The organism is Cryobacterium cryoconiti, assembly GCF_004403065.1.
In the GTDB taxonomy this organism is placed as follows: domain Bacteria; phylum Actinomycetota; class Actinomycetes; order Actinomycetales; family Microbacteriaceae; genus Cryobacterium; species Cryobacterium cryoconiti.
Map to the genome: position 1 here is coordinate 133,040 of NZ_SOHA01000039.1, position 11,506 is coordinate 144,545.

Below are 11,506 nucleotides of genomic sequence, written 5' to 3' on the forward strand. Positions count from 1 at the left end.
GTTACTCCTCGTCCAGGATTGCGGGCACGCGGAACTTGTCGCCGTCCCTGTCGGGAGCCCCGGAGAGGGCCTGTTCGACCGTGAGCGAGGGAACGACCGTGTCGGCGCGGAAGACGTTGGTCAGCGGCATCGGGTGGCTCGTCGCCGGCACGTCCGGCGTGGCCACTTCGGCTACCTTGGCGACCGAGTCAACGATCTGGCCGAGTTCCGAGGTGAGGCGGGTGATCTCCTCAGAGCTGAGGTCGATCCGCGCAAGGTTTGCCAAATGGGCAACCTGCTCGGCCGTGATTTCAGACATGTTGCTCCGTACGATCGTCGGGGGTGGATTCCCCAATTCTATTCGGAGCCGTCGGTGACAAGATCCGCGTTGCCCGTGCCGATCAGCGCCATGTTGTGCAGGGACTCGCTGCCGAGATCGAAATAGGCATTGTGGCCGACCGATCCGGTCAGCCAGTCACCGGTGCTCCGGTCGTACGATCCGGAGACGCCGAGGGTGTTCGCCCCGTAGGATTTCGCACCGGGATCGCTGCCGAAGAACGCGCTGTTCACGGTCGGGTCCCAATCCGCACTGCCCACATAGACGTTCCGCCGGGCCACGTTCAGGCTGTCCACGGACTGCACCTGACTGCCCGGGGAACCCACGAGCACGAGCGCGTCCACCCCGAACGTGCCCCGGGCCAGGGCCGTGAGCGCCACGGTCGACCCATAGGAGTGGGCGACGAGGGAGACGAAGGGCTTGCGCGAGCCGCGGTCCGCCTCGATACCGAGAACGGACTGCTCCAGGAAGTCCGCACCGGCTTCCGCCAGACCCGTTCCCCCCACATTGAACAGGTCCGGTGCCTCGTAGCCGATCCAGGCGATGGTGGCCACGGTCGACCGGGTCGCTCCCTGCCCGGCCGCGTTCGCCTGCTCCTGCAGCACCCGGGTCTGCTCGGCGTAGACCGCGTCGGCCGTATCGGTCCAATTGACCATCTGCGGCTCGACGCCGTAGTTCATGCCGGGCACGAGATAGCTGATGAAATCGGCGCTGTCCGGATTACCGAGGGCGATCGCGGCCCGACCGCCACCGGACGGGTCGAGGAGGATCAGGGAACGACGGGGCGCTCCGGCGGGAGTGCGCAGGGCCGCCTTGACCTGGGTCAGCACGTCCAGTTCACGGCTGAGCTCCCCGCGCTCGGCGTCGTCGGTGGCTTCGGCGAGTCTCTGGGTGACGGAGGCGAGACTCTGCGTGAGGTAGCGGGAATTCGCACGGCCCCGCTCGCGAAAGGGCACGCCCTCCAGATTGCCGACCAGTTTCGGGGCGGCGGCCAGCAGCGATGACCGTTCGGCTCCGCTCAGCTCGTTCCACAGGCCCGCAACCTCGGATGCTGCCGGCGGCGAAGCGAGCAGGGAGTCCAGCTGACCCGGTGACTGCCCGACGAAAGCAGACAGGTCGGCGACCGACAGGCCGGACAGGCCGACCAGAAGACTCGTACCGGTCATCCGACGCACGGATTCCGCAGTGACGACCGTGGCGGACTGCCGGCCGGAGGCGATCGGTTGCGCGGACACTATCGGGTCGCCGGCAGCAGGCACCCCGACCGACGTGCCGGCGCGCGCCGACAGGTTCAGCCAGAGCGGGTCCGCGGCGGCAGGTTCGGCACCCCGGTTCGGCACCGGTTGGCCCTGGACGGCGTTGCTGAGAGCGTGCACTTCAAAGGTCTCACTGACTCCATTGAGAGCCAGAGAGACAGTCAGAACCGCCGCTTCCAACAGCAAACCTGGGTACGTCCCCTCACGAACACCGAGCAGCGATCAGCTCGACCTCAAAAAGACAAGCGTTGCCCCTCCAGACTACTGAAACGCACGGCACGGTCGTGCCCCCATAGCGGGGATGCACAACCCCCGATCGGGGGGCACAGGCACCACAATTGATACTTGCTTGATCTGCTATAGGTGTGATCTTATATACGCATGACGTTGAAAATGGCCCTGCTGGGCATCCTGGACCTCACCCCGATGACCGGGTACGACCTCAAAAAGAGCATCGAGGCATCCGTCGCCCATTTCTGGTCGGCCGACCAGTCCCAGATCTACCGCACGCTGGCGGCACTGGTGACCGACGGTCTCGCCGAGGCCCTGGTCATCCCACAGGAGGGGCGCCCCGACCGGCGCGAACACCACATCACGCCGGCCGGGCGCGCGTCCCTGGCCGAGTGGCTGCGCTCACCACTGGAACCGGAAACGCCGCACGACACGTTCCTGATGCGGCTGTTCTTCGTCGGCGCACTGGGCATACCGGCCACGCGTGCGGTGCTCGACGCACGCCACAGTCAGGCCACCGCCCTGCTGGCCGGACTGCACTCCGTGATCGAACAGGAACAGGCCCGGCGGGAAGCCGGCCACCGCGCCGAGGACGACCTCGGACACGGACTGCGCCTCGCGACCCTGCGGAACGGCATCCTGCATGCCGAAGCGGAACTCGCCTGGCTCACCGAGACGACGGAGGCACTCGCATGAGCGACGCACGCTCCACCCCGGAGGCCCGCTATCCCCTCGAACACGGGGCTGATGCCGCAGGGACCGACACCATCGTGTTCCTGCACGGCGGAAATGTCGCGTCCTGGTCCTGGCAGCCCCAGGTCGAGGGTCTGCCGGGTCGACACCTGCTGACCCCGGATCTGCCGGGGTTCGGCACTCGGGCCGGCGAGGACTGGCGATCCCTCGGTCAGGCCGCGGACGATGTGGCCGGCATCATCGCCGCCCACGCGCGCGGCGGCCGGGCGCACCTGGTGGGGCTATCCCTGGGTGGTCTGGTCGCCACCCACGTCATGGCCCGGCACCCGGCCCTGCTGCGCTCGTGCCTGGTCTCCGGCGTTCCGCTCACCGGCGTGCACGGCCTGGCCCGGTTCCTGAACTCCCTGCAACTGCCGCTCTGGGACCGACCCTGGTACTGGCGAGCCCAGGCGAAGGCCTTCGGCCTGCCCGCCGACGCGGTCGACCTGTTCGTCGAACACGGGCTGAGCCTGCGCGCCGACAACGCCCGGCGCGTGTTCGACGACGTGAACCGCGGCGGCGCCCCGGAGGGTCTCGGCGGCTACCACGGCCCGCTGCTGGCGGTCGCGGGCGAGAGGGAGTCGCACCTCGTTCGGGACAGCTTCCCCCTGCTGGTCTCCCACCTGCCGCAGACGCGAACCTGGATCGCCCCCGGCATGCACCACGTCTGGAGCATCGAGAACGCGGACCTGTTCACCCGGATGGTGCTCGGCTGGGTGGACAGATCCGAGGTGCCGACCCCGGAGACCGACTGAATCAGGCCGGGTCGGTCTCCACGGTCGTCTCCGCGGACGTCTCCGCGGACGTCTCGGCCAGCGCGGCCGGACCCTCGGTGACGAGCAGACGGAACTGGGCTGCGTCGAGGATGCGCAGGCCGAGCGTCTCGGCCTTGGCGAGCTTCGACCCGGCACCCGGCCCCGCGGCGACGAAGTCGGTGTTCTTGGACACGCTCGAGGCCGATTTGCCACCCGCGGAGATGATCGCTTCCTGCGCCTCTTCACGGGTGTAGCCCTCGATCGACCCGGTCGCCACGACCGTGAGGCCGGCCAGCACTCCCCCGGCGGCGGCCGCGGCTCCCGGACCGGGATGTCCCGGGGTCGTGAACTGAACGCCGGCCCGGGTCCACTGCTCAACGATGTCCCGGTGCCAGTCCACCTCGAACCAGGCGAGGATCGCGTCGGCGATGATGCCGCCCACACCGTCGACCTGCGCGAGCTCCTCGCGCGATGCGGCCCGGATCAGGTCGATCGAGCCGAAGTGTCCGGCCAGGGCACGCGCCGCCACCGGCCCGACGTGACGGATGTTCAGGGCCACCAGGAGCCGCCAGAGCGGCTTGGTCTTCGCCAGATCGATCTCGCGCAGCAGCTTGAGGGCACTGGACGATGGCTGCGCGCCCGCCACACCCTGCTTCTTCTCGGCGGCCGTGGGGTTGCGCCGGAACGGCGTGCGCAACCGCACGGAGCCGTCCTCCTCCTCCTTGGCCAGCCCGGTCTCGGCGTCGCGCACGATGACCTCGATCGGCAGCAGGTCATCGAGGGTGAGGTCGAACAGGCCGGCTTCGGTGGGAAGGGGCGGCTCGGCTGGACGGGTGGGCTGAGTCAGGGCAGCGGCGGCGACCTCGCCGAGCACCTCGATGTCGAGGGCGCCGCGGGATCCGATGTGCTCGACCCGGCCGCGCACCTGCGCCGGGCAGCTGCGCGCGTTCGGGCAGCGCAGGTCGATGTCGCCCTCTTTGGCGGGGGCGAGCGGCGTGCCGCACTCCGGGCAGTCCGCCGGCATGATGAACGCGAATTCGGTGCCGTCCCGCAGTTCGAGCACCGGGCCGAGCACCTCGGGGATGACGTCGCCGGCCTTGCGCAACACGACGGTGTCGCCGATCAGGATGCCCTTGGCCTTGACCACGTCCTGATTGTGCAGAGTGGCCTGGCGCACCTCGGAACCGGCGACGCGGACCTTGCGCATCACGGCGAACGGGGTGGCGCGACCGGTGCGGCCCACGCTGACGACGATGTCGAGCAGCTTCGTGTTGACCTGCTCCGGCGGGTACTTGTACGCGATCGCCCACCGCGGCGCGCGACTGGTGGCGCCGAGCTCGGCATGCAGTGCCAACTCGTCGACCTTGATCACGATGCCGTCGATCTCGTGGTCCACGCTGGCCCGGTGCTCGCCGTAGTACTCGATGAACTCCGCCGCGAGCGCCGCGGACGGTTTCACCCGGAAGTAGGAGCTGGTGGGCAGACCCCAGCCGTGCAACAGGTCGTAGACGCCGGATTGGGCTGCGACCGGCGGGCTGGCCCACGCACCGATGCCGTGTACCAGCATCCGGAGCCGGCCGAGCCGGGCCCGCATCAGGCGGAGTGGTTCCGGGGCCTTGCCCTCCGCCTTCTGGCGCAGGGAGCCGGCCGCGGCGTTGCGGGGGTTCGCGAACACACGTTCGCCGGCGGCGACCTGTGCGGCGTTGAGCTCGAGGAAGGCGGCAACCGGGAAGAAGACCTCGCCGCGCACCTCCATCAGATCGGGGTGTCCGGTACCCTCGAGCTTTCCCGGGATGCCGGGCACCCAGGCGACATTCTCCGTGACGTCCTCGCCAACGACGCCGTCGCCGCGGGTGGCGGCGCTGACCAGCACCCCGTGCTCGTAGCGGAGGTTGATCGCGAGCCCGTCGATCTTCAGCTCACAGAGATAGTGCACGGGCCGCGCGGCGTCGCGTTCGACCTTCGCGGCCCAGAGTGCGAATTCGCCGATCGAGAACACGTTGTCGAGGCTGAGCATGCGCTCGGCGTGCGTCACCGGGTCGAACAGGCTGGTCTCGGCCCGGCCACCCACGGTCTGGGTGGGGCTGTCCTGGCTGGCCAGCTCGGGAAACTCACGCTCGAAATCGGCGAGACGGCCCACCAGCTCGTCGTACTCCGCATCGGAGATGACGACCTCGTTGCGGTCGTAGTACGCGTCGCGGGCTTCCAGGATGCGCTGAGTCAGGTCGCCGACCTCAGCGGCGGCGGTGTGCAGGGCAGCGGCCGCAGTGGAATCCTGCTCGGCGTCACGCATCGACGGTGACGGCGCTGTCGATCGTGCTGTCTTCGGCCGATTCGACGGCGCTGACCGTGCGGTCGATCGTGCACTGGCCGAGCACGCGGGTGCCGAGGTACACAACGGCGGTCTGCCCGGGGGCAACTCCGGTCAGCGGCTCGGCCGGAGTGATCACGAGTTCGGTGCCGGTACCGGTCCCGTGGCTGGCGCTGGTCTCGGCGGTGGAGTCGGCCGAAACCGCAACCACCTGCGCCACGGCAGGTACCGGGTCGGCATGCGCGCGGATCTGCACGTGGCAGTCGAAGGCGATCTCCGGGTGTGCGGGGGCGACGCCGCACCAGGTGAACTTCGTGCCGGCGATCTCCCCGATCGCGAGGGCCTCTTTCGGCCCCACCACGACCGTGTTGGAGATCGGGCGCACCTCGAGCACGAACCGGGGCTTGCCGTCGGCAGCGGGGGTGCCGATCTGCAGTCCCTTGCGCTGCCCGACGGTGAACGCGGCCGCACCCTCGTGCCGGCCGAGGGTGTTGCCGTCACGGTCCAGGATGTCCCCGGTCGCCGGCGCGACCCGCTCGGCCAGCCAGCCCCGGGTGTCGCCGTCGGGGATGAAGCAGATGTCGTAGGAGTCGGGCTTGTTCGCCACCGAGAAACCGCGTTCGGCGGCCTCGGCGCGCACCTCGGCCTTGGACGGTGTGGCGCCCAGCGGGAACATCGAGTGCGCCAGCTGCTCCTGGGTGAGGACGCCCAGCACGTAGGACTGGTCCTTGGCCCAGGCGCTGGCGCGGTGCAGCTCGCGATTGCCGTCGGCATCCGTCACGATCGTGGCGTAGTGGCCGGTGGCGACGGCATCGAAACCGAGGTCGAGGGCCTTCTCGAGGAGGGCGGCGAACTTGATGCGCTCGTTGCAGCGCATGCAGGGGTTGGGGGTGCGGCCGGCGGCGTATTCGGCGATGAAGTCGTCGACCACGTCGAGCTTGAAGCGTTCGGAGAAATCCCAGACATAGTAGGGAATGCCGATGATGTTGGCGGCGCGCTGGGCATCCATCGAATCCTCGACGGTGCAGCAACCTCGACTGCCGGTGCGCAGGGTGCCAGGCATCCGGCTGAGAGCCAGGTGAACCCCGACCACCTCGTGTCCCGCCTCGACCATGCGGGCTGCGGCGACGGCGGAGTCGACCCCACCGCTCATTGCTGCCAAAACCTTCACCCGTCGAGTGTAATCGGGCCGGGCGGATTGGCCAACGCGGGCGAGGCATGCTCCCTCGAGTCGGTGAGGGCGGGGACTTACACGAGGGTGCCCGTTCCGGTCGAGAGTGCCCGCCGCAGCGGTCGCTCTCGACCGGAACGGGCACTCTCACGCGCGTCACCTGTGTGCGGGAGCTGCGCCGCTGCGCGCGTGGCGTGCCCGGCGCGAAGCGGCGCAGCACCCGCGCAACGGGCAACTGCGTGCGACCGCTTCCTCGAGCCAGGGTCAGGGGATGTCGGTCAGGGTGCGCTCGATCGCGGCGAGACGGATGTCCAGCAGGTCGAGCCGGTCGAGCACGGCCTGGTTGCTCGCGGTGCCCTGTTCGACGAGGCCGTGGAGGTCCGCCGCACCGGCGAACTCCGCCTGCTTCTCACGCGACCGCAGCACGGCCGCGACGATGCTCGAGGTGACGCCGGCGATGATACCGACAATGGCGATCCAGGCGAACCAGGGAATGTTGTCCATCAGTGTGTGCTTTCTGTGTCGGCTGCGACCGCCGCAGCGATGCTTGCGACGTTGGTGGTGACCTCGAACGGAACGACCTCGAAGAACTTCAGGGCCTTGCCGTCGTCGGAGAGTTCGAGATGCCCGGTGACGTAACCGGCCGCCTCGAGACGTTGGAGGTGCATGTACAGCAGGGCCCGGGACATCCCCAGCCGGCGGGCGAGCTCGCTGACGTGGAGGGACTCCTCCGCGAGCAGGGCGATGATTCTGAACCGGTGCGGGTTGGCGAGGGCCGCGAGCCGGGCGATCTCGTCGTCGACCGTCATAGCCTTCGCCTCCCCCGCGCATCCTCTACCTGTTAGAAATAACTTACAGGTGTCGGGATCAAATGTCTAGCGCCCCGGGACCCGATCGGCCAGGCCGGCCTTGGCCGCCCGGGCATGCGCGGAGGGAAGCGCGGCGAGCAGGGCGTCGACGTCGGCCGTTGTGCTGGTGCGCCCGAGGGTGATCCGCAGGGCACCACGTGCCTCCACCTCACTCCGGCCCATGGCCCGGAGCACATGCGAGGGCTCCGGCACGCCCGCCTGGCAGGCGGAGCCCGTGGACACCGAGATGCCGGCCACGTCGAGAAGGAAGAGAAGCGAGTCTCCCTCGCACCCCGGGAAGCTGAAGTGGGCGGTGCCGGGCAGGCGGTTCGCCGGGTTCGGGTCGCCGTTCACCACGACCGAGGGCACGGATGCGCAGGCCCCGGTGACGAGGCGCTCGCGCAGCGCGGCGACCCGGGCGTTCTCCACCGACAGATCCTGCAGGGTGTTCGCCGCGACCGCGAACGCCACGGCCGCCGCGACGTCCTGAGTGCCACTGCGCACCTGGCGCTGTTGGCCGCCGCCGTGCAGCAGCGGCTCGACCGTCGCCCGGCGGGAGAGCGCGAGCGCACCGATCCCCACCGGGCCGCCGATCTTGTGCGCCGAGACGCTGAGCGCGGCCACGCCGGCCCGGCTGAGTGCCTGGAAGTCGATCGGGACATGCCCGTAGGCCGCCACCGCGTCCACGTGCACGGGGATGCCGTGGGCCGCGGCGAGCGCGGCGACCTCGGCGACGGGCTGCAGGGTGCCGACCTCGTTGTTGGCGCTGAGCAGTGTGACGAGGGCCACGTCGTCGGGGTTCGCGGCGATGCATCGAGCGACCGCGGCCAGATCGATCCGGCCGAGGGCGTCCAGCGGCAGCCACTCGACCACGGCGCCCTCATGGTGTTCGAGCCACTCGACGGTGTCCATGGTGGCATGGTGTTCCCCGCCGGGCACGAGGATGCGGTTGCGCGGCTGCCTGGCCCAGAACAGCCCCTTGATGCCGAGGTTGATCGCCTCGGTGCCGCCGCCGGTGAAGACCACTTCGATCGGGTCGCAGCCGAGGCTGGCGGCGACCTGCTCGCGGGCCTCCTCGAGCATCCGTTTCGCGTTCTGCCCCTGGCTGTGGACGGATGCGGGGTTGCCCACCACGGCCAGCGCCCGCACATAGGCCTCAATGGCGTCGGGCAGCATGGGTGTGGTGGCCGCATGGTCCAGATAGACAGCCATCTGACTTCCTTCCGCGCTCGCTCGATTCCGGCGAGTCCCACCGTGGTAAAACTCTGCTTCCGCACTCATTACTCTAGAACGCATGACACCGCCTGATCCCCTGCGCAACCTCGGCGTGCGTGTCACGACCCACGGCGGCGAACTCCGCGTGTGGTCGGAGACCGCCGACGCCATCGACCTGTGCATCTTCGACGCCACCGATCCCAATTGGATCATCAAGACCGTCCCCATGGTCAAGGATGAGCACGGCGTCTGGACCGGTCGGTCCCGCACCCTCTCCCCCGGACGCCGCTACGGAATCCGGGTCTCCGGCCCGACCGCACCCCGCAACTCCTTCCACCCCGAGAAAACACTGATCGAGCCGTATTCCCGGGGACTCGTGCGGGTCGGCCCCGACCAGTGGCAGTCCGCGGTCGTCGACGGCGAGTTCGACTGGGCCGGTTCGGTCAAGCCGAGGATCGCCCTGGACCACACGGTGGTCTACGAGGCCCACGTTCGTGGCCTGACCAACCTCAGCCCCTCGGTGCCCGCGCACCTGCGCGGCACCTATGCGGGGCTGGCCCACGAGTCGACGATCGACTATTTGAAGAACCTCGGCGTGACCTCGATCGAGCTGCTCCCGGTGCAGGCGTTCGTGTCCGAGCAGCGCCTGATCAAGCAGGGCCTGACCAATTACTGGGGATACAACACCTTCAATTTCTTCTCCCCGCACGCCGACTACGCCACCCAGGCGTCCCAGGCCGCCGGTCCCGAGGCGGTGCTCCGGGAGTTCAAGGGCATGGTCAAGCTGTTGCACGAAGCCGGCCTCGAGGTCATCCTCGACGTGGTCTACAACCACACCGCCGAGGAAGGTCCGAACGGCCCGGTCAGCAGCCTGCGCGGCATCGACAACGCCGCCTATTACCGGCAGAACAGTGCCGGCGGCTACATCGACGTGACGGGCTGCGGCAACACGCTGAACGTCTCCCACGACGTGCCCCGGCGCCTCGTGCTCGACTCGCTGCGCTACTGGGCGAACGAGGTGCAGATCGACGGCTTCCGCTTCGACCTGGCCGCCACCCTCGCCCGTGACGAAAACGTCGAATTCCAGCGGGACAGCCCGCTGCTCGCCGAAATCCAGGCCGACCCGGAACTCTCCAGGGTCAAGCTCATCGCCGAACCCTGGGACGTGGGGATGGGCGGCTGGCAGACCGGCAACTTCCCCGACGGGTGGACCGAGTGGAACGACCGCTACCGCGACCGCATGCGCTCGTTCTGGCTGACCGACCTCGCGGCCGCCCGCGACGGACACCCCGGCAGCGGCATCGGGCGCTTCGCGACCCGCCTGGCCGGTTCGGCGAACACGTTCTCCCGCGAGCGCGGCCCGCTCGCCTCGCTCAACTTCATCACCGCCCACGACGGTTTCACCATCGCCGACCTGACGTCGTACAACGTCAAGCACAACGTGGGCAACGGCGAGTCGAACCGGGACGGCACCGACTCGAACAACTCGTTCAACCACGGCGCGGAGGGCCCGACCCGCAACCGGGACATCCTGACCGCCCGGCGCAAGGCCATGCGCAACCTCCTCGCCACCCTGCTGCTCTCGGCCGGCGTGCCGATGATCACCGCGGGCGACGAATTCGGGCGCAGCCAGCGGGGCAACAACAACGCCTACTGCCACGACAGCGAGCTCACCTGGCTGAACTGGGACCTCGACGACTGGCAGGAAGACCTGCATCGGGTGACCCGGCGTCTGCTCCAGCTGCGCCGTGAAAACCCGGCGCTGCGCCCGGTGCGGTTCGGACGCCCCGGCGAGACGACACTCAGTGCCAGCGAGATGGACTGGTACAACGTGGAGGGCCGGTCCATGTCCGAGGACGACTGGCACTCGTCCAAGGAGCGCACCCTGCAGTACCTGGCGGCGAGCACCCCGGAGCACGAGGAGTTCAACCGCATCCTGCTGATCGTGCAGGGCCGGGAGGAAGAGGTGACGGTGACGCTGCCCGTGCACACGGGCGTCACGTCGTACTCGCTGCTCTGGGACTCCAGCCACGACGACCTGAGCGACGCGGTCATCGAGCACGCCCCCGGCGACCAGTTCCTCGTTCCGGCCGCGTCGATGCAACTGCTCCGCGCGCACTGACGGTGGCCAGACGGGTGGAGGGCAGCGCCGGCACGCCGGCGACGGTGGCGTTAGTGCGCGCCGGAATTCCCTTCACCCCGCACGCCTACGCGCACGAGGCGTCGTCGACGAGCTTCGGCCTGGAAGCGGCGGAGAAGCTCGACGTCGACGCGGGCCGGGTGTTCAAGACCCTGCTGACGGATGTCGACGGCCGGCTGGTCGTCGGCGTCGTACCGGTCACGGGCCAGCTCGACCTCAAGGCGCTGGCCGCCGCCGTGGGCGCGAAGAAGGCCGTGATGGCCGACCCGTCGCTCGCCGAGCGCAAAACCGGTTACGTGGTGGGCGGCATCAGCCCGATCGGGCAGAAGAGCAGGCTCACGACCGTGGTCGACGAGAGCGCCCTGACGTTCGACACCGTGTTCGTCTCCGGCGGGCGCCGCGGCTTCGACATCGAGCTCACGCCGGCCGACCTGGCCCGGGCCGCCTCAGCGGTCTTCGCGGCGATCGCCCGCCCCTGATCCACCGAGGAAGCGCCTTCGTCGAAACGAAGGCGCTTCCTCGGTGTGGAAA

Annotated in this window: 11 protein-coding genes; 4 read left to right on the forward strand and 7 right to left on the reverse strand. The window is 69.1% G+C overall.

Going from position 1 to position 11,506, the window contains the following annotated elements; genetic code table 11:
• Position 1: 1 nt before the first annotated feature.
• Together gatC and E3T49_RS13535 are read right to left on the reverse strand one after the other, a co-directional pair.
• Positions 2-298: an Asp-tRNA(Asn)/Glu-tRNA(Gln) amidotransferase subunit GatC gene (gene gatC, locus E3T49_RS13530; protein WP_166785559.1), complete on the reverse strand. Its 297-nt coding sequence runs from the start codon at positions 296-298 to the stop codon at positions 2-4.
• Positions 299-336: 38 nt separating this feature from the next.
• Positions 337-1,692 (reverse strand): alpha/beta hydrolase, encoded by a 1,356-nt coding sequence (locus E3T49_RS13535; protein WP_134425424.1) that lies wholly within the window; start codon positions 1,690-1,692, stop codon positions 337-339.
• Between the two features lie 261 nt (positions 1,693-1,953).
• On the opposite strand from E3T49_RS13535, the gene E3T49_RS13540 reads away from it, so the two are divergent.
• Complete coding sequence (locus tag E3T49_RS13540; protein WP_134425425.1) at positions 1,954-2,499, forward strand: PadR family transcriptional regulator; 546 nt, start codon at positions 1,954-1,956, stop codon at positions 2,497-2,499.
• The gene (locus E3T49_RS13545; protein WP_134425426.1) at positions 2,496-3,290 is read left to right on the forward strand and encodes an alpha/beta fold hydrolase; all 795 of its coding nucleotides are present in this window, start codon (positions 2,496-2,498) and stop codon (positions 3,288-3,290) included. The genes E3T49_RS13540 and E3T49_RS13545 overlap by 4 nt, the downstream gene beginning before the upstream one ends.
• A 1-nt stretch (position 3,291) precedes the next feature.
• Here E3T49_RS13545 and ligA read toward each other — a convergent pair whose 3' ends face one another.
• The 5 genes from ligA to E3T49_RS13570 form a co-directional block, all read right to left on the reverse strand.
• Positions 3,292-5,583: an NAD-dependent DNA ligase LigA gene (gene ligA / locus E3T49_RS13550; protein ID WP_134425427.1), complete on the reverse strand. Its 2,292-nt coding sequence runs from the start codon at positions 5,581-5,583 to the stop codon at positions 3,292-3,294.
• On the reverse strand, positions 5,576-6,772 hold the full coding sequence (mnmA, locus tag E3T49_RS13555; RefSeq protein WP_174722426.1) for a tRNA 2-thiouridine(34) synthase MnmA: 1,197 nt from the start codon (positions 6,770-6,772) through the stop codon (positions 5,576-5,578). The genes ligA and mnmA overlap by 8 nt, the downstream gene beginning before the upstream one ends.
• A 264-nt stretch (positions 6,773-7,036) precedes the next feature.
• Positions 7,037-7,276, reverse strand: coding sequence for a hypothetical protein (locus E3T49_RS13560; protein WP_134425428.1), 240 nt, complete (start codon positions 7,274-7,276; stop codon positions 7,037-7,039).
• On the reverse strand, positions 7,276-7,581 hold the full coding sequence (locus E3T49_RS13565; protein ID WP_134425429.1) for an ArsR/SmtB family transcription factor: 306 nt from the start codon (positions 7,579-7,581) through the stop codon (positions 7,276-7,278). Before E3T49_RS13565 ends, E3T49_RS13560 begins: the two co-directional genes overlap by 1 nt.
• Before the next feature lie 66 nt (positions 7,582-7,647).
• Positions 7,648-8,832, reverse strand: coding sequence for a cysteine desulfurase family protein (locus E3T49_RS13570; protein ID WP_134425430.1), 1,185 nt, complete (start codon positions 8,830-8,832; stop codon positions 7,648-7,650).
• Between the two features lie 82 nt (positions 8,833-8,914).
• Between E3T49_RS13570 and glgX the strand changes: the two genes are divergently transcribed.
• Both glgX and ybaK read left to right on the forward strand, forming a co-directional pair.
• Positions 8,915-10,957 (forward strand): glycogen debranching protein GlgX, encoded by a 2,043-nt coding sequence (gene glgX / locus E3T49_RS13575; RefSeq protein ID WP_134425431.1) that lies wholly within the window; start codon positions 8,915-8,917, stop codon positions 10,955-10,957.
• A gap of 2 nt (positions 10,958-10,959) precedes the next feature.
• On the forward strand, positions 10,960-11,454 hold the full coding sequence (gene ybaK, locus E3T49_RS13580) for a Cys-tRNA(Pro) deacylase (RefSeq protein ID WP_134425432.1): 495 nt from the start codon (positions 10,960-10,962) through the stop codon (positions 11,452-11,454).
• Positions 11,455-11,506 lie beyond the last annotated feature (52 nt).